The following is an 18,640-nucleotide window of genomic DNA, read 5'->3' on the forward strand; positions in this document are numbered from 1 at the left end:
GGACCGGCGCGCGAAGCTACGAGCACCAGAACAAGACCTGCCTGCACGTCTCCGAAGGCGTCGGCTCCGGGGACGGAGGCCTCGTCGTCGGGCGGGGATCCGGTGTGTCGGGGTCCGACGGGGCGGTGGTCGGGGCCGGGGCCTCAGGCGTGGGGTCCTCAGACGTCTGCGTGGGCGAGGGCTTCTTGGTCTTGTCCGCGTCCTTGCCCTCCGGCTTCTTCGAAGGCGAAGGAGAGGGCGACGCTTCCGGCGACCGCGTGTCCGTCACGGCGGAGCCCGCCGCCCCGCCCTCCGACGAGCCCGACGACCCGTCCTTCGACGTCCCCGAACCCGAGCCCTCGTCGTCCCTGGCGGTGTTCGGTTCCGCCGACGGCGACTCCCTGCCCAGCTCCGCCAGACTCAGCCCGCCCGCGGCGAGCAGCAGCCCCGCCCCGATCAGCAGGGCCCGCTGCCGGCGACGCCGGTGCAGCGCGGCCCGTCTGTCCCGCCGGGTGCCCGGCACCCCACGACGGGACCGGCTCCGGGACCGGCGTCCAGCGGCAGCCGAGGACTCCTCGGACCCGTCGGGATCGGAGTCGTCGTATCCGTCGTCGTCCGCGCCGTCACCCGCCTCCTCCCGCGCGTGTGGAGCGGCCAGCGACTCGGCGTACGCCCGGCAGGCTTCGGCCGGTGTGCCGCACCCAGGGCAGGCGAGGGCGCCGTTGAGGTGCCGTTGGCACGGGTGGCAGTAGTCCATGACGCCGGAAGACTAGGTTCCGGACGGGTAACGTTCCTAGGGGCAGCTGTGAAAGTTGTGTACGGAGTGGCCTGTTCAGGCATGCCGGAGCGAGGACAGCCCACACCATTCCCCGCCATCCCACCTCCTTCGCGTCAAAACCGTTATGTGTTCGACCGCTCGACCCATTGACACTCCGACCGCCGGATCCTTACTGTCGCGACAGCATTTCGAACGTGTGACGAAATATCGAACAGAGCCGCCGAGTACAGGGAGCATCTGCAGTGCGCATCACTGGAATCAGCACGCACGTGGTAGGGACGCCGTGGCGGAACCTGACCTACGTCCAGGTGCACACCGACGAAGGGCTCACCGGAGTCGGTGAGACCCGCATGCTGGGCCATACCGACGCGCTGCTCGGTTATCTGCACGAGGCAGAGGCCAACCACATTCTCGGCTCGGACCCGTTCGCTGTCGAGGACCTCGTCAAGCGCATGAAGTACGGCGACTACGGCCGCGCGGGCGAGATCGTGATGTCCGGTATCGCGGTGATCGAGATGGCCTGCTGGGACATCAAGGGCAAGGCCCTCGGCGTCCCCGTCTGGCAGCTGCTCGGCGGCAAGGTCACCGACAAGGTCAAGGCGTACGCCAACGGCTGGTACACCACGGAGCGGACCCCGGAGGCATACCACAAGGCCGCGCAGGAGGTCATGGCGCGCGGCTACAAGGCCCTCAAGATCGACCCCTTCGGCACCGGCCACTTCGAGCTGGACCACGAGGCGACCCTCTACTCCGTCTCGCTCATCGAGGCCGTACGGGACGCGATCGGGCCCGACTCCGAGCTGATGCTGGAGATGCACGGCCGCTTCTCCCCCGCCACCGCCGTGCGGCTCGCCAAGGAGCTCGCGCCCTTCAAGCCGGCCTGGCTGGAGGAGCCGGTTCCGCCGGAGAACCTCAAGGCGCTGGAGAAGGTGGCGGCGAAGGTCGACATGCCGGTCGCGACCGGTGAGCGCATCCACGACCGCATCGAGTTCCGCGAGCTCTTCGAGAGCCAGGCCGTGGACATCATCCAGCCCGACGTCGGCCACATCGGCGGCATCTGGGAGACGCGGAAGCTCGCCGCGACCGCCGAGACCCACTACATGCTCGTCGCCCCGCACAACGTAGGTGGCCCGGTCCTGACCGCCGCCTCCCTCCAAGTCGGCTTCAGCTCCCCGAACTTCAAGATCCTCGAGCACTTCAACGACTTCGCGGACGCGGAGATCAAGAAGGTCGTCAAGGGCGCGCCCCAGGTCGTGGACGGGTACTTCCACCTCTCCGACGCCCCCGGCCTCGGCGTCGAGCTGGACACGGACGCCGCGGCCGAGTTCCCGCAGCAGCAGGCCCGCTTCGACCTGTGGGCGGACGGCTGGGAGCAGCGCAAGCCGAAGGGGTCGCAGTGAGCAGCACCGCGGTCGTCATCGAGGCGCCGGGCGAGCACCGGCTGGCGCCGCACGAGCCGGTCGCTCCGGGCGCCGGGGAGGCCCTCGTACGGGTCCATGCGAGCGGCATCTGCGGCAGTGACCGTGAGGTGTACCAGGGCAACAGGCCAGAGGGGTACGTCCGTTATCCGCTCACGCCCGGTCACGAGTGGTCCGGGACGGTCGAGGCGGTCGGCTCCGGGGTTCCGGCGTCGCTCGTCGGCCGCAAGGTCGTGGGCGAGGGCTTCCGCAACTGCCAGGTCTGCGACCGCTGCCACGCGGGCGAGACGACCCTGTGCTCCGCCGGGTACGAGGAGACGGGCTTCACACAGCCGGGCGCGATGGCGGCCACGCTGACGCTCCCGGCACGGCTGCTCCACGTCCTCTCCGACGACGCCGACCTGACCGCCGCCGCCCTGCTGGAGCCGGCCGCCTGCATCGCCGCCGCCGCGCTCAAGGCGAACGCCCTGCCGGGCGAGAAGGTGGCCGTCGTCGGCACCGGGACGCTCGGGATGTTCGCCGTGCAGTTCCTGAAGGCCGGCTCCCCGGCCGAGCTGCTCGTGGTCGGCACCCGCCCGGACCGCGCGACCCTCTCCAAGGACTTCGGCGCCACGGACTTCCGTACGAAGGACGAGCAGCTCCCCGACGACTTCGACGTCGTCATCGAGACAGCCGGGTCCGCGGACGCGGCGCGCACCGCCGCCGCTCTGCTCAGACGAGGCGGACGGCTCGTCCTGACCGGTATCCCGGCTCCGGGTGCCGACGGACTCGACCCCACCGATCTCGTCGTACGGCAGCTGGAGGTGCACACCGTGTTCGGGGCGCCTCCGGAGGCCTGGTCGCACACGGTGCGGGTGTTCGGTGCCGGTCTGCTCAACCCGCTGCCCCTGGTCACCCACGAGCTGCCGCTGGAGGAGTTCGCGCACGCCATCGAGCTCGTCGGCTCCGGCGATCCGAAGGTCGGCAAGGTGCTGATCAAGCCATAGTCCACGTGGCGCCCGCACCGCCCCACGAGCCGCACGCCGGTACGGAGACCCTGACGCTCCGTACCGGCGTGCTCCCAACCGACACGAACCATGTCCGAAACTTCGAACGCGAAGGACAGCTTGTGACCGACCCTTCCGCCACTGCAGCCCGACGACCCGGTGAGCCGGCGCTCGCCGCGCTCGGCCTGGGTACGCCCGCCCCCGATCCCGCCGACGCCTCACCGCACACCTTCCCCGGAGGCGGCCGCTGGCGCACCGAGGTCCCCTCGTGCGAGGGGCCCGAGGCACTGGCCGTGGTCCTCAAGGAGTCCTCGCGCCTCGATGTCCCGATCCACCGGATCAGCCAGGGCAGCGGCATCTGGATGCTGACCGACGCCGAGATCACCGAGATGGTCGAGGCCACCGCCGAGCGCGACATCGAGCTCTGTCTCTTCACGGGCCCGCGCGGCACCTGGGACATCGGCGGCTCGACCCGTACCGACTCCCGTGGCGCCGGCCTGCGCGCCCGCGGTCAGGATGCGGTGGCCGGATGCGTCGAAGACGCCGTCCGCGCAACAGAGTTGGGCGTAAAGTGCCTCCTTGTGGCTGACGAGGGCGTGCTGTGGACGTTGCACCGGGCACGTGCCGCCGGCATCATCCCGGCCGACACGACGCTCAAGGTCTCCGCGCTGATCGGCCCGGTCAACCCGGCCGCGTACGCCGTGTACGAGCAGCTCGGCGGGGACTCGATCAACGTGCCCAGCGATCTGACCCTGGACCATCTCACGGAGATCCGCCGGGTCAGCGCGGCCCCCATGGACATGTACATCGAGGCCCCGGACGATCTCGGCGGCTATGTGCGGATGTACGAGGTCGCCGAACTGATCCGGCGCGGCGCACCGCTCTACCTGAAGTTCGGCCTGTCCAAGGCCCCCGGAATCTACCCGTACGGTTCTCACATGCGGGACCTGACGCTGAGCACGGCCAAGGAGCGGGTGCGGCGCGGACGGCTGGCTCTCGACCTGCTCGCGCGGCACGGAGCGGACGGCGACATGGCGCCGCTGGGCTCGAGGCTGCCCGGCAAACTGAACCGATTCGAAATTCCCTCATAACGTTCCGGACAAACCCTCTTCACAAAAGCTCACGCAGCCGCACACAATCCGACAGCCTCGTCAGATCCGGCGCACCCTCACACCTCAAGGATAATGATCATGCGCAACCGCAGAAGTGCCCTCGCCGTCATAGCCGCAGCCTCCTCCCTCGCCCTCACCCTCTCCGCCTGCGGCCAGAGCAGCGAGGGTGGCAGCGAGGACACCAAGGGCGACGCCAAGGGCTCCACGGTGGGGATCGCCATGCCCACCAAGTCCTCCGAGCGCTGGATCGCCGACGGCGCCAACGTGGAGAAGAACCTCAAGGCGGCCGGCTACAAGACCAAGCTGGCCTTCGGTGAGGACGACCCCGACACCCAGGTCTCGCAGATCGAGAACATGATCACGCAGGGTGTCTCCGCGCTGATCATCGCCGCGATCGACAACAAGTCGCTGGACAACGTTCTCCAGCAGGCCAAGGACGCCGACATCCCGGTGATCTCCTACGACCGCCTGATCCTCAACTCGCCGAACGTCGACTACTACGCGTCGTTCGACAACGAGAAGGTCGGCGAGCTGCAGGGCACCCAGATCGTCGAGAAGCTCGGTCTGAAGGACGGCTCCAAGAAGGGCCCGTTCAACGTCGAGCTCTTCGCGGGTTCGAACGACGACAACAACACCCAGTACTTCTTCAACGGCGCGATGAAGGTCCTCCAGCCCTACATCGACAAGAAGCAGCTCGTGGTCAAGTCGGGACAGACGAAGCTGACCCAGGTCACCACGCTGCGCTGGGACGGTGGCACCGCCCAGAAGCGCATGGAGGAGCTCCTGACCGCGGCCTACAGGAAGGACAAGGTCGACGCGGTGCTCTCGCCGTACGACGGCATCTCCATCGGCATCCTGTCGGCGCTGAAGTCGGACGACTACGGCAAGAGCAAGCCGATGCCGGTCGTCACCGGACAGGACGCCGAGGTCGCCTCGCTGAAGTCGATCAAGGCGGGCGAGCAGACGGCGACCGTCTTCAAGGACACCCGTGAGCTCGCGAAGGTCGCCGCGAACATGGTCGACTCGGTACTCAACGACAAGAAGCCCGAGATCAACGACACCAAGTCGTACAACAACGGCACGAAGGTCGTGCCCGCGTTCCTGCTGACCCCGGTGAGCGTCGACAAGACCAACTACCAGAAGGTCGTCATCGACTCCGGCTACGTCAAGGCCAGCGACGTCAACTGACCGCCGCCCCCTAGGGATTGGAAGGCACGACCATGGCGGGACCCGTCCTGGAAATGCGCTCGATCGTCAAGACCTTTCCGGGCGTCAAGGCGCTCTCGGACGTCTCCCTGAGCGTCCGGCCGGGCGAGGTCCACGCCATCTGCGGTGAGAACGGCGCCGGAAAGTCGACCCTCATGAAGGTCCTCTCCGGCGTCCATCCGCACGGCAGCTACGAGGGCGAGATCCTCTTCGAGGGAGAGGCCTGCTCGTTCAAGGACATCCGGGCGAGCGAGCAGCACGGCATTGTGATCATCCACCAGGAGCTCGCGCTGGTGCCGTATCTCTCCATCGCGGAGAACATCTTCCTCGGCAACGAGCACGCCACGCGCGGGTTCATCAGCTGGAGCGAGACGCTGAAGCACGCGACCGAACTGCTGCGCAGGGTCGGGCTCGACGAACACCCGGACACCCGGGTCGCCGACATCGGCGTGGGCAAGCAGCAGCTCGTCGAGATCGCGAAGGCGCTGTCGAAGAAGGTGAAGCTGCTGATCCTCGACGAGCCGACGGCGGCTCTGAACGACGAGGACTCCGGCAAGCTCCTCCAGCTCATCCTGGGGCTGAAGGAGCAGGGCATCACCTCGATCATCATTTCGCACAAGCTCAACGAGATCGAGAGCGTCGCGGACTCGGTGACGATCCTGCGCGACGGGCGCTCCATCGAGACGCTCGACGTGAAGGCGCCGGAGACCACCGAGGACCGGATCATCAACGGCATGGTCGGGCGCGACCTCGACCACCGCTTCCCGGAGCGCACCCCGCACGACACGGAGGTGGGCGCGGCTCCGGCCCTGGAGATCCGCAACTGGACCGTCCACCACCCGATCGACCAGCAGCGCAAGGTGGTCGACGACGTGTCGATCCAGGTGCGCCGCGGGGAGATCGTGGGCATCGCGGGGCTCATGGGCGCCGGGCGCACCGAGCTCGCGATGAGCGTCTTCGGGCGCACCTACGGCCGGTACGCGGGCGGCACCGTCCTCAAGGACGGCAAGGAGATCCGTACGAAGACCGTGCCCGAGGCGGTCAAGCACGGGATCGCGTACGTCACCGAGGACCGCAAGCACTACGGCCTCAACCTCATCGACACCATCAACCGGAACATCTCGCTCAGCGCCCTCGGCAAGGTCGCCAAGCGCGGTGTCGTCGACGAGCACGACGAGCGGCAGGTCGCCGAGGGCTTCCGCAAGTCGATGAACATCAAGGCGCCGACCGTCTTCGAGCCGGTGGGCAAGCTGTCCGGCGGCAACCAGCAGAAGGTCGTCCTCAGCAAGTGGATCTTCGCCGGTCCGGACGTGCTGATTCTGGACGAGCCGACCCGCGGCATCGACGTGGGCGCCAAGTTCGAGATCTACACGGTCATCGACAAACTGGCCGCCGAGGGCAAGGCGGTCGTCTTCATCTCCTCCGAGCTGCCGGAACTGCTCGGAATGTGCGACCGCATCTACACGATGGCCGCCGGAAAGCTGACCGGTGAGGTCCCGCGGGCCGAGGCCACGCAGGAAGTGCTGATGCGCCAGATGACGAAGGACAAGAGGTAAGACGGATGAGCACGAACGTGACCGCCAAGTCCCCGACCCCGGCGCCCGCCGGCAAGGGCGGCTCGACCGGGGGCGACGGCCTGCTGCAGCTGATGATGGACGGCATGCGCCGCAACATGCGGCAGTACGGCATGCTGATCGCTCTCGGCCTGATCGTGGTGCTGTTCGCGGTGTGGACGGACGGCGACCTGCTGCTGCCGCGCAACGTCTCCAACCTGGTGCTGCAGAACAGCTACATCCTGATCCTCGCGATCGGCATGATGCTCGTCATCATCGCGGGCCACATCGACCTGTCGGTCGGCTCACTCACCGCCTTCGTGGGCGCGGTCGGTGCCGTACTGATGGTCAATCAGGACGTGGCCTGGCCGCTGGCCGTGGTGCTGTGCCTGCTCCTGGGCGCCGCCGCCGGTGCCCTGCAAGGGTTCTTCATCGCCTATCTCGGCATACCATCCTTCATCGTCACCCTCGCGGGAATGCTGCTCTTCCGCGGTCTGACGGAGATCTTCCTCGAAGGCCAGACGATCGGCCCGTTCCCCAAGGGTCTGCAGGACGTCTCCAACGGCTTCCTTCCCGAGGTCGGACCGGACACCAACTACCACAACCTCACCCTGCTCCTCGGCTTCGCCGTGATCGCGTTCGTGGTGCTGCAGGAGGTCCGTGACCGCAGGCGGCAGCAGGAGTTCGCGCTCGACGTGCCGCCCACCAAGCTCTTCCTGCTGAAGATCGTGGCGCTCGTCGCCGCCGTCCTCACGGTCACGATGATGCTCGCCAGCTACAAGGGCGCCCCGGTGGTGCTGCTCATCCTCGGCGTCCTCGTCGTCGGCTTCGGCTACGTCATGCGCAACGCCGTCATCGGCCGCCACGTGTACGCGATCGGCGGCAACCTGCCGGCGGCGAAGCTGTCCGGTGTGCGGGACAAGAAGGTCACCTTCCTGGTCTTCCTCAACATGGGCATGCTCGCGGCGCTGGCCGGTCTGGTCTTTGCGGCCCGCTTCAACGCGGCCTCGCCCAAGGCCGGTGTGAACTTCGAGCTCGAGGCGATCGCCGCGTCCTTCATCGGCGGCGCGTCGATGAGCGGCGGCGTCGGCACGGTCCTCGGCGCGATCATCGGTGGTCTCGTCCTCGGCGTGCTGAACAACGGCATGAACCTCGTCGGTGTCGGCAGCGACTGGCAGCAGGTCATCAAGGGCCTGGTGCTGCTCGCGGCGGTCGGCTTCGACGTGTGGAACAAGCGCAAGGTCGGTTCGTAAGTTTCCTTTCCGTACGGGGGCCCGCAAGGGCCCCCGTACCCATGTCCGCCCACGGCCACAGGAGGCAGGAAGCCCGTGAAGGAGCTCTTCGGCAGGCTCGCCGACGGGACGGAGATCCACCGCTGGTCGCTGGAGAACGGCGGCACGCGACTGAAGGTCCTGTCGTACGGCGGGATCGTCCAGTCCCTGGAGATCCCCGACCGGCACGGCCATTACGCGAACGTGTCCCTCGGCTTCGCCGCCATCGAGGACTACGTCGCCTCCAGCCCGTACTTCGGCGCGCTGATCGGCCGGTACGGAAACCGCCTGGCCAAGGGCAGATTCACGCTGGACGGCCAGACGTACCAACTCGACGTCAACGACGACGAGAACAGCCTGCACGGCGGAGCGACGGGCTTCGACAAGCGTGTCTGGGACGTCGAGCCCTTCACCGCCGGCTCCGACATGGGCCTCGTACTCCACCACACCAGCGTCGACGGCGAGATGGGCTACCCCGGCACGCTGAGGACGAAGGTCACGTACACCCTCACCCGGCAGGGCGACTGGCGCATCGACTACGAGGCCACCACCGACAGGACCACGGTCGTCAACCTCACCAGCCACGTGTACTGGAACCTGGCGGGCGAGGGCAACGGCTCGGTCCACGACCACGAGCTGGACATCGCCGCGTCCCGCTACACGCCGGTCGACCCGGGCCTGATCCCCACCGGCGAGCCGGCCGAGGTCGCGGGCACCCCCTTCGACTTCCGCCGTACGAAGACCGTCGGCGAGAACCTCCGCGAGGCTCACCAACAGCTCCTGTACGCCAAGGGCTTCGACCACAACTGGGTCCTGGACAAGGGCGTCACGGCGAAGCCCGAGCGCATCGCGAGGCTGCGCGACCCGCACTCCGGCCGCACCCTGGAGATATCGACGACCGAGCCGGGCCTGCAGTTCTACTCCGGGAACTTCCTCGACGGGACGCTCGTCGGCACCGGCGGCACCATCTACCGCCAGGGCGACGCGCTGTGCCTGGAGACCCAGCACTTCCCGGACTCGCCGAACAAGCCGGAGTTCCCGTCCACCACCCTCCGGCCAGGCCAGACGTACCGCTCGGCGACTGTCCACTCGTTCGGCCGCTGAAACATGCTGGGGAGAATCAAATCCCCCCACGTTTCCCATGAGTTGAACACCGACGCACCTTCGTCCGTACAAGGGAGCGGCCCGCATATGTCCGCGCGGGCCGCCCCCACGGACGGAGGGTCCATGGCCGACAACGTCACCTCGCTATTCCGCACCGGCGCGCACAGCCCGTCAATGGCCGCGCTGGCACGAGAGAGCGGGGAGTCGGGTCCGCTGGACTTCTGCATCCCGTGCAATCCGTACTTCCCGACGCCGGCGATGTTCGAGGAGCTGACGCACCGGCTGCGCGACATCATCACGTTCTACCCGAGCAGCGCCGACACCATCACCGGTGAGCTGTGCAATCTGCTCCAACTGCCCCCGCAGTGCGTCGCGATGGGCAACGGATCGACCGAACTGATCACCTGGATCGACCACTTGCTGGTGCGCGAGTCCCTGGCCATCCCCGTCCCCACCTTCGGCCGCTGGACCGACCAGCCGATGGAGACCGGCAAGCGTGTCGACATGTTCCCGCTCCAGGAGAGCAACGGCTTCGCGCTCGACCCGGCGCAGTACATCCAGTTCATCCGCTCCCGGGGCAGCCGGGTCGCCGTCATCTGCAATCCGAACAACCCCGACGGCGGCTTTCTGCCCCGCCAGACGATCAACGCCTTCTGCGACGCCCTCGCCGATCTGGACCTGATCGTCATCGACGAGTCGTTCCTGGAGTTCGCCGACGCGGAGGCCGAGCCGAGCGTCGTCGAGGACGCGGTGATGCGCCCCAACGTGATCGTGCTGCGCAGCCTCGGCAAGAACTTCGGCCTGCACGGCATCCGCTTCGGCTACATGGTCGCCAACCCCTCCCTGGCCGGCCAGATCCGCTCGATGCTGCCCAAGTGGAACCTCAACTCCTTCGCCGAGACCGTGGTGTTCATGCTCCGGGACCATGGCGCCGAGTACATGGAGAGCCTGCACCAGGTCCGCCGTGACCGCCTGGACATGGCTCGCCAGCTGTCCCAACTGCCCGGCCTGACGGTGTATCCGTCCCAGGGCAACTTCCTCTTCGTGCGCCTCCCCGTGGGCGCCGAGGGCACCGTGGTCCGGGATCGGCTGCTCACCGAGCACCGGATCCTGGTCCGCGAGTGCGGCAACAAGATCGGCTCGTCCAGTCGCTTCCTGCGGCTCGTGGTCCGGCCTCAGGTGGATGTGCGTCGCCTGGTGTCCGGCCTGGAGTCGGTGCTCTACGGGTCCAGGAGGGGAGCCGCCGTGCCCGAGCTGGGCGGAAACAACAACTACAGCTCGGGTACGGCGGCCGTGGACCGGCTCGTCAGCTCCACCAACGGCTCGGGCATGCAGGGCCTCGCCGCCGCGGCCCAGGGGCAGGGCCAGCAGCAGCAACCGCAACCGCAGCTGGCACCGGTGGCCCAGGGGCGGCAGCAGCAGGGACTACTGACCGCTGTGGGCGCCATGGGTCAGGGCCAGCAAGGTCAGCTGGGCCAGCAGCCTCAGCAGCAGCCCATGACCGCCATGGCTCAGGCCCAGCAGCAGGCCGGTCTGAGCCCGGTGGGCGCGGGCCAGCAGCAGGGGCTAAGCCCGGTGGCCGCAGGCCAGCCCCAGCAGGAACCGTGGCTGACCCCCGTGGGCCAGCCCCAGCAGCAACAGCCCGGCCTGACGCCGGTCGCCCAGCCCGGTCCGCAGCCGATGCCGCAGCCCACGCGCTGGCCGGCCGCCGCCGCGTCACGCGGCACGCCCTGGCCGGACGCCCCCGCAAACAACCGGGTCGGCTGACCGACGAGCCGGACCGGTTGCCCGGAGGCCTCGCTTTCCCGCACGAGGCCTTCGCCGGCCGGGAGGATCGGGCCGCGTCGCCCAGGACCTTCGCCAGCGGGTCCCATGTCCTCCCGGCCACGGCTCCCACCGTGGTGGGATCGCTCAGGCGGGCCTGGGCTACCACTGCCGGCAGTTGTTGTTCAGTCAGGCCCACTGCCGTACGTCCCCTCCGTCGGGGTGGAGCAGTCGGCGACGTCGGCGACCTTGCCGGTGGCCTGGTTGACGATCCGTACGTAGCCGCCGCTCGTGGCGTGGAACCGGAACCGCCGGCAGGTGTTGTTCAGCCTGCCGGTCGTCGAATCGCGTTCGAACCCCTACCTGCTCACCTGTCGCACAGGCGGCTTGACGTCACAGCGGGATCGGCGGGGCGGCTGCGCGAGACGACGCGCAGGCCGGTGGCGTCCACGACGCGCACCTGGAGCGATCCGCAGCCACAGCGGGTCCACACCGTGACGCCCGCCGCGGTGGTGTGCCGGGACACCACCTGGAAGGGCTCGGCGTGGTCCGGCCATCCGCAGTGCGGGCATGCGCCGCCGGTCCTGCCGTGGGCTGTGCTGGTCATCTCGGACTCCTTGTGATGAGACGGCTGGGCTGACCGTCGCGACACAGCCAGGGTGTACCGGTGCCTTTGTGTACGTCCAGGTTGACTTCCTGGACCTCACCGTGAAGCGTGGGCTTCATGATTGACCTGCGCCGACTGCACGTCCTGAGGGCGGTCGACCACTACGGAACGGTCACCGCCGCCGCCCGCGCCCTGCACTTCACCCCGTCCGCCGCCTCGCAGCAGATCCGGCAGCTCGCCCGCGACCTGGGCGTCGACCTGCTGGAACCGCAGGGCCGTGGCATACGGCTCACTCCGGCGGCCCGGAGCCTGCTCACACACGCCGACGCCATCCAGGCCCGTTGGGAGCGCGCGGAGCTCGACCTGCGGGCCGACCACAGCGAGCCCGCCGGGCTGCTACGGGTGAGCGGCTTCCCGGTTGCCATCTCGATCCTGCTCGCCCCGATGGCCGCGCATCTGCGCGAACGCCACCCACGCCTCGCCGTCCAGATCCAGGAGTTGGAGGTACCGGCGAGCTTCGACCTGCTCTTCGAGGGCGAGATCGACTTGGCGGTCGTCGAGGCGACCCCCCGCAACCCGCCGCTCAGTGACACCCGCTTCGACCAACAGCCCCTCCTGGACGACCCGTTCGACCTGGTCGTCCCGAAGGGGCACCGCCTGGCCGGGCGAGACCGCGTCGACCTCACGGAAGCCGCGCACGAGGCCTGGATCGCCCCCGTCCCGGACAGCCCCTGCCGCCCCCACGTCCTCTCCGCCTGCGGCGCGGCCGGCTTCACCCCCGACATCGTCCACCACGCCCTGGACTGGAACGTCACGGCCCATCTGGTGGCCCACGGCCTGGGCGTAGCCCTGATCCCCCGCCTGGCCCACCTCACGCCGCACTTGCCGATCACCCGAGTCCGCTGCTCCGGCGACCCGCACCGCAAACTCCTCACGTGCACCCGCGCCTCCGGCCACGACCGCCCAGCCGTGGCGGCAGCGTTGCGCGAACTACACGAACTGGCGCCTACGGCGGTGGCGTAAGCCCGTACCGTCCATACGCCCGTATCGCTCTAGCCCGGGCGCAGCGCGAGGAAGACGAACTCCAGGCCTGGCCGATCGGGTGCATCGCGCACGTCCTCCACGACGTACCCCTGTGTGGCCAACTCCGCCTCGACCTCCTCCCGTTCACGGAATCGAAGCGTCGAGTCCGACGTCAGTACCTGCCCGTCCGCAGCGAAGACATAAGTCCCGCGGAACGTCACCAGCGGCGCACTGACGTCGATCAGGTCCAGCCATGTCTCGACCGCGCCGACGCCCGGAATCTCCGTGACGCGGTACGTGGCCTCCCGGTTCCACGCCTCCCAGGCGCGTTCGCGGGATCCCGGGTCTCGAACACGAAACGCCCGCCCGGCCGCAGCGCATCATGGACTCCTCGCAGGGTCTCCTGCCAGACCCGCGGGTCGACGATGGCCTGGGCGGCGTTGCCCGTCATGGTCGCGAGGTCAACTTGCAGCGGCGGAAGCGCTGTTGCATCGCCATGAATCCAGCGCACCCGGTCGCCGCCCGGCTTGGCCCGGGCCACATCGAGGGACGCGGCGGCAGGATCAACACCGACAACCTCGATCCCACGATCGGCCAGCCGAAGCGCGAACACGCCCGTCCCACAACCGACATCCAGCACCCTGCGCGCCCCGAACTCCTCCACCACACGCACGTACGCATCGAGATCGCGGCGATCGGAATCGACGGCATCGTAGATCGAGGCCAGCCGCGGATGCCCGAACAACTCGTCAGCCATGCGACCGAACGTATCCGGAGTCGACACTCAGCGGCTGCTCATTTTCGCCTGGGTTCCCTGAGCAACTCCGCCAGGCCGCTTGCGAATTCGATGAGCCGCTCCAATTGTGGTCCGCTGCGGGCGACACGGAATCCGTGGCGGCGGCCGTGGAACGCGGCCTGGACGACGTGGAACTGGGCCCAGCGCCGGGCGCGTTCACGATCGAGCTCCGCGGCTTCGGCGAACACGTCCAGCGCGCGGCGGACAGCCTTGCGCAGATCGTCCGCTTCGAGGAGCCTCAGTGCGCGCGCCTTGAGCAGGGTGCCGCCGTCGTAGGCGGGGTCGCCCGCGTACCCCTTCGGGTCGACGACCAGCCAGGGCTCGCGGTCGGCGCGCAGGATGTTGCGGGCGTGCAGGTCGCCGTGGATGACAGTGTCCGGTTGGGTGCGGCCCAGTTCGCGGACGGTCACCAGAGCGGCGTCCAGGACATGGCGCGGCACGGTGTGCGGCAATTCCTTGGCGTCCCTGTGCAGTTGCTCCTCCCAGGCGTCGGCCTGCTCGCGCAGCCGGGGCAGCCCGGGTGGCGCGGGGACGGCAAGGCGGCGGCTGAGCCGCCCGGCCACCGTCACCACCTCGTCGTCGTCCTCGACCTCGGCCAGAGTTGCAGTCCCGGCCCGCTCCAGCAGCATCGCGAACCGGTCGTCGTCACGCTCGTACAGCCGGACGGCCCCGCGCCCGCCCCACACCGTGAACGCGTCCGGCTCATGGACGTTGCCGGGATGCGGAAACGACACCTTCAGCACAGCGGCGCCCTCGTCCCGCCGCCGCACCGGGACGATGACCCCGACCCCACCATGCATGACGTCACCGTCGGGCACGCACTCCCAGCGCTCCAGCAACTCGTCCACGATCCTGTGCAGTTCGGCAAGCCACGCGGCTCCGGCCTCTCCTTCACGCTCGACCGTGCTCCGCGCGAACACCTCTGGTATTCCGACCACGCGGGCACACTACGCCAGCGGCAGGCCGCCCCTCACTGCCCCGCTGGCGTGGCGCGCGCTGCGGGGGTGAGGGTGGTGTTTCGGGGCCGCGCACAGTAGAACTGGGCCTTATGTCTGATCAGCAGCCAGCCCCTCACCCTGCCCAGATGCCCGGTGCGCCCTGGTGGTACGCGCCACCGCAGGAGCGGCCGGTCAGTGCCAGCTACCGGCGATGGGCCGGCATTCTCACATGGCTCACAGTCATCTTCGCGGTCTTCGTGGTGGTTGCGCTCGTGACGAGCATTGTCTTCCTTGTAGTTGCGAGCGGGGACGATCGGAAGTCTGCCCTCGGTTACCTCGCCATCGTTCTCTGGATCGGGATCGTCGCCGCGACCCCGGTCCTGTTCGCGCTCGCCGGCCACAGTGCGACCATGAGGCGGCGTGTGCGGCAGCAGCGGCAGGCGGGGATCACACCCTGGTAAGGCGCCGCCAGGCGTGCGGTGGTCGCGCGGCCCGCCCTTCGGTTGCCCGAAATGCCGAACTGCGCTCGTGAATTCGGACGAACCGTGGAGTCGAAGCGCTTCCGCGTCACGGTTCGCGCAGGCATCCACGCAACCGTCCTGACAGATGTCATCCGCAGACGTGACAACGCCACGCGCCCACATACGGGTTCGGCACTACTGGCGGGCCCGGCCCGGTCGCAGTCTGGAGGTGTCGGAGTTGCCCCACCTGGTACGGAAAGAGGGCCTGTCCTGTCATGCAGACACGAAACTTGAATCCTCCCCTCCCTGACGGACCCCGTTGCTGATCTCTCAAATCTGCCCTCGTCCCACTTGCGGCCGGTGTCCTCACGCTGCCTGGCGACCTTCTTGTGCGCCTTAGCCCGCAGCTTCTTCGCCTCGCGGTAGCCCTTCGATCCGGCCTGCCCCTTCTTCGGTTGACGGCGGGCCATCATCCGGTCGTACCGGGTCAGCTTCTGCTGCGCCTTCTTGCCGTGCTCGGCGTGGGGGAGGTCGTGCGCGTCGGACGTGGTGGTGGCGGTCTCCTTCACACCCCAGTCGATACCGATCACGCGGCCGGTCTCTGGCAGCGGGTGCGCCTGGGCGGGCACGACGAACGAGCAGTACCAGTGCCCGAGGCTGTCCTGGTACACACGCACCGAGGACGGCTCGGCGGGCAGTTCCCGCGACCACACCACGGTCACATCGATGTCGCCTGCCAGGTGCAGCCGGCCGTCCTTCAACCGGAACGACTTGGCGACACATTCGTTCCACACCCAGCGGCATCGGTCCCACTCGGCTGCCAGGGCGGTGCGGGCGGCGGACGCCACGCGCAGCCGGTAGGTGTACCGGGCATGCCCGACCTCCGCAGCCGCCGTCACCTGTGCCATCTCGCCCCCTCACGGTCCCGGCCGGGACACTGTGCCGTCCCGAACCCTGCGAAGGACCATATGTGCGAGGCCAGCACAAACGCCCCCCGATCCCACGGCCACCACCCCGACCAGCGATCACGGGCACGCGTGTTCGCATCACCCTCGGCGATGCCGACTGCGGTACGGGCGCTCCGCGCCCGGAACCTGACGCGGCGACCCTCCGCGCCGCGACACCCGGATGCGAACCCTCCCCGGCGCGAACGCCGGAGCCTCCTCGCAAGAAACAGGTGATCGTCAGGATGCTGGTCCTCGGCGCGAAGGCGGCGCTGCGCGCGCATCGCTGCCCGACGTCGAGGAACGGACTCGGCACTTCGCGACGCACCGCTCGCGCTGAGCGTGGCGCGCACCGCGTCCCTCAGGTCGCGCAGCTCACCGGGCGCAGGGTCTGACTGCCCGGCGAGCTGCGCGCAGAGGCGGTGGCGGCTTGGGCACGCACCGAAGACCCGTAGTTCAGGCCGTGACGGGCTGCCGCTCCTCGGCGGACTCGGTCTCCGCCACCTGCTCCTTGCGGTAGGCGCGGATCGAGTACGTCAGGGCGGCAGCCCACAGCGCGTACAGGAGTACGTAGACGGGAGTGCTCAGCGAACTGGACGCGCCGACCCAGTCGCTCTTCAACAGCGTACGGACATTCGTCACGATGATGACGCCACCGACCGCGGACCCAAGAACGCGCGGCGGAACCAGCCGTACCAGCCACGCCGCGATCGGCGCCGCGATCAGCCCGCCGAGCAGAAACGCCGCGACCCAGCCCCAGTTGAGCCCCTGCGAGCCGAGCGAGAAGAGGAAACCCAGACTCGCCGCCACCGCGACCAGGAACTCGCTCGTGTCGATGGAGCCGATCACCTTGCGCGGCTCCATACGCCCGCTGGCCAGCAGCGCCGGCGTACCCACCGGGCCCCAGCCGCCCCCACCCGTCGCGTCCAGGAACCCGGCGACCACCCCGAGCGGCGACAGGAACCTCTTGCGCAGCGGCTTGCCGAGATTGCCCTTGGGCATGCCGCGGAACGTGAACCGGGACATCACGTACAGCCCGAGCCCGAGCAGGATGAGCGACATCACCGGCTCGGCGACCGCGGTGGACAGCTGGGACAGCACGGTCGCACCGAGGAAGGCACCGACCGCCCCCGGCACCCCGATCTTGGCGACGACCTTCCAGTCCACGTTCCCGAACCGCCAGTGCGCGGCGCCGGACATCAGCGTCGTACCGATCTCCGCGAGGTGGACCGTGGCCGAGGCCGCGGCAGGGTTGGTGCCCATGGCGAGCAGCAGGGTGGTCGAGGTCACGCCGTAGGCCATGCCCAGGCTGCCGTCGACCAGTTGGGCACCGAGGCCCGCCAAGGCGAGCAGTACCAGGGTGCGCATACGAGTCCGTCCCGCCTTTCCTAGCTTTCCTACCGGTTGAGTAGGGATCGACGGCCGACTGTAGAGGCGCAAGCTGAGAAGAGGTTAAAAACGATGTGAAGATGCCTTGGAGCCGGGCACCTCTCGCGTCCGCGATGGCACTGCGCTCCCCAACCGTCGCAGCCCTAGTGAGGCAAGCGTCACCTCCAGCGGCAACGGCTCCGTACGGCCGGGCCTTCGAGATCCTCGGCGGTCCGTCCACGGTCACCGACCACCCGCCACGCGAGAGCGTGAGGGTGCCGTCCGGGTCGATCCGGACCCGCGCCCCGTACACCGGCAATCCCGCCCTCGCGGTTGAGCCGGTGACGGATCCGCTCCAACTCGTCCCTTAACGGGTCTTCGAAGTTAAGCGGTGCGAAGGTGTCCGCGGGCTCGGCGGGTGGTGACGCACCGTGTCCGTAGACGCTGACTGTCAGCGTTGCGGAACCCGAACGCGTTGCGGGCAACGAGCTTGATCGCGGTTGATGCCCTCGCTCTTGGCGTTGCTGTGACCGGTGTCGATGAGCGCGGCGAATTCGGGCCACCAGCTGTCGACGGTGGCGGGGAGGGTGCGGACTTCGGGAATGTCGGCGTCCGCGCACCAGGTCAGGAACTTCCATCGGGCATGGCTTACTTGCTCGGGTGCGGGCCAGGGCAAGGAGGGTGCGCAGTCTCTCCTTGGCGATCCACGCGGTCAGCAAGAGCTGTCCGCTCTTCCTTTCGTCGAGCAAGGGGTTCCACATCTTCGCGAACTGCTCGTCGGTGAGGTCTTCCCGGTTGCGCAGGAGTCGGCGCCTGGCCTTCCACTCTGGGTCCGCGGCCCATCCGCGCAGGCCCCGGATCTCGGCGGTGGTGCGGCGCCGCACCACGGAGAGCATCTTGTTGGCGAGCTGGACGACGTGAAAGTGATCGACGACCACGATGGCGTCGGCCAGACCGGTGCGGATCGCGGCCCGGTAGGTGGCCGTCATGTCGATGGCGACATGACGGATGGTCTTGCGCCAGGCCAGGACGTCAGCGACGGTGCGGCCCTCGACCTGCAGGAAACCCGTTCTTGTCGCGCTCCCCCATCCGGCCAGCCCATCCTGCCGCGTAATCATGCACGAAAGCCTCGACCCGGACCGCGAGAAGTGAGTGGCGCGCGTCCTCGCTGAGGTTGGCTGTGTACGGCGGAATGAGGTGATCGAACCAGACCTGTTCCTGCTGTATGGCCATGAGGACCCGGTTCTCCCGAACCCAGTTCTCCTTCCAACCGAATTCACGGCCGAGGCCATGTACGACGGCGACCGCCTCTCCCAGGATCCCGAGAACGTA

At 68.5% G+C, this 18,640-nt stretch carries 15 protein-coding genes and 3 pseudogenes; 9 read left to right on the top strand and 9 right to left on the bottom strand.

Translation table 11 applies throughout. The annotated features are described in order from the left end of the window. Positions 1–16: 16 nt before the first annotated feature. Entirely contained in the window at positions 17–736 is a 720-nt protein-coding gene (locus ACGFNK_RS00200) for a hypothetical protein (protein WP_393410344.1), read from the bottom strand. 263 nt (positions 737–999) lie between these two features. On the opposite strand from ACGFNK_RS00200, the gene ACGFNK_RS00205 reads away from it, so the two are divergent. From ACGFNK_RS00205 to ACGFNK_RS00240, 8 genes are all read left to right on the top strand, one after another. After that, positions 1,000–2,157 (top strand): mandelate racemase/muconate lactonizing enzyme family protein, encoded by a 1,158-nt coding sequence (locus ACGFNK_RS00205; protein ID WP_386348251.1) that lies wholly within the window; start codon positions 1,000–1,002, stop codon positions 2,155–2,157. Continuing rightward, on the top strand, positions 2,154–3,161 hold the full coding sequence (locus tag ACGFNK_RS00210) for a zinc-binding dehydrogenase (RefSeq protein WP_388672384.1): 1,008 nt from the start codon (positions 2,154–2,156) through the stop codon (positions 3,159–3,161). The genes ACGFNK_RS00205 and ACGFNK_RS00210 overlap by 4 nt, the downstream gene beginning before the upstream one ends. 122 nt (positions 3,162–3,283) lie before the next feature. Continuing rightward, positions 3,284–4,252, top strand: a complete 969-nt coding sequence (locus ACGFNK_RS00215; RefSeq protein WP_393410346.1) for a hypothetical protein — start codon at positions 3,284–3,286, stop codon at positions 4,250–4,252. Positions 4,253–4,351: 99 nt separating this feature from the next. Further along, on the top strand, positions 4,352–5,461 hold the full coding sequence (gene chvE / locus ACGFNK_RS00220; protein ID WP_393410349.1) for a multiple monosaccharide ABC transporter substrate-binding protein: 1,110 nt from the start codon (positions 4,352–4,354) through the stop codon (positions 5,459–5,461). 32 nt (positions 5,462–5,493) lie between these two features. Continuing rightward, positions 5,494–7,035, top strand: a complete 1,542-nt coding sequence (mmsA, locus tag ACGFNK_RS00225; protein ID WP_393410351.1) for a multiple monosaccharide ABC transporter ATP-binding protein — start codon at positions 5,494–5,496, stop codon at positions 7,033–7,035. A 5-nt stretch (positions 7,036–7,040) separates the two neighbouring features. Further along, positions 7,041–8,285, top strand: a complete 1,245-nt coding sequence (mmsB, locus tag ACGFNK_RS00230; RefSeq protein WP_352371735.1) for a multiple monosaccharide ABC transporter permease — start codon at positions 7,041–7,043, stop codon at positions 8,283–8,285. Positions 8,286–8,360: 75 nt separating this feature from the next. Continuing rightward, positions 8,361–9,407 carry an aldose epimerase family protein gene (locus ACGFNK_RS00235; RefSeq protein WP_393410354.1) on the top strand — a complete coding sequence of 349 codons (1,047 nt, stop codon included), beginning with the start codon at positions 8,361–8,363 and terminating at the stop codon, positions 9,405–9,407. A gap of 123 nt (positions 9,408–9,530) precedes the next feature. Continuing rightward, on the top strand, positions 9,531–11,174 hold the full coding sequence (locus ACGFNK_RS00240; protein ID WP_393410356.1) for a pyridoxal phosphate-dependent aminotransferase: 1,644 nt from the start codon (positions 9,531–9,533) through the stop codon (positions 11,172–11,174). Between the two features lie 186 nt (positions 11,175–11,360). On the opposite strand, the pseudogene ACGFNK_RS00245 reads toward ACGFNK_RS00240, so the two are convergent. Beyond that, positions 11,361–11,500, bottom strand: a pseudogene (locus ACGFNK_RS00245) (RICIN domain-containing protein); the annotation flags it as partial. Positions 11,501–11,538: 38 nt separating this feature from the next. Beyond that, positions 11,539–11,778 (bottom strand): hypothetical protein, encoded by a 240-nt coding sequence (locus ACGFNK_RS00250; RefSeq protein ID WP_393410359.1) that lies wholly within the window; start codon positions 11,776–11,778, stop codon positions 11,539–11,541. A gap of 117 nt (positions 11,779–11,895) precedes the next feature. Between ACGFNK_RS00250 and ACGFNK_RS00255 the strand changes: the two genes are divergently transcribed. Continuing rightward, complete coding sequence (locus ACGFNK_RS00255; protein WP_393410362.1) at positions 11,896–12,801, top strand: LysR family transcriptional regulator; 906 nt, start codon at positions 11,896–11,898, stop codon at positions 12,799–12,801. A 29-nt stretch (positions 12,802–12,830) separates the two neighbouring features. Here ACGFNK_RS00255 and ACGFNK_RS00260 read toward each other — a convergent pair. The 6 genes and pseudogenes from ACGFNK_RS00260 to ACGFNK_RS00285 form a co-directional block, all read right to left on the bottom strand. Then, positions 12,831–13,558: pseudogene (locus ACGFNK_RS00260) on the bottom strand (class I SAM-dependent methyltransferase). A gap of 38 nt (positions 13,559–13,596) precedes the next feature. Further along, entirely contained in the window at positions 13,597–14,535 is a 939-nt protein-coding gene (locus ACGFNK_RS00265; RefSeq protein ID WP_393410365.1) for an aminoglycoside phosphotransferase family protein, read from the bottom strand. A 331-nt stretch (positions 14,536–14,866) separates the two neighbouring features. After that, positions 14,867–15,904 (bottom strand): transposase, encoded by a 1,038-nt coding sequence (locus tag ACGFNK_RS00270; RefSeq protein ID WP_393410368.1) that lies wholly within the window; start codon positions 15,902–15,904, stop codon positions 14,867–14,869. 492 nt (positions 15,905–16,396) lie between these two features. Next, on the bottom strand, positions 16,397–17,308 hold the full coding sequence (locus ACGFNK_RS00275) for a sulfite exporter TauE/SafE family protein (protein WP_393410371.1): 912 nt from the start codon (positions 17,306–17,308) through the stop codon (positions 16,397–16,399). A 451-nt stretch (positions 17,309–17,759) separates the two neighbouring features. Next, entirely contained in the window at positions 17,760–17,984 is a 225-nt protein-coding gene (locus ACGFNK_RS00280; protein WP_393410373.1) for a transposase, read from the bottom strand. Next, positions 17,983–18,600, bottom strand: a pseudogene (locus ACGFNK_RS00285) (transposase); the annotation flags it as partial. The gene ACGFNK_RS00280 and the pseudogene ACGFNK_RS00285, both read right to left, overlap by 2 nt. Positions 18,601–18,640 lie beyond the last annotated feature (40 nt).

Source organism: Streptomyces sp. NPDC048825 (assembly GCF_043198355.1).
Lineage (GTDB): Bacteria > Actinomycetota > Actinomycetes > Streptomycetales > Streptomycetaceae > Streptomyces > Streptomyces xiangluensis.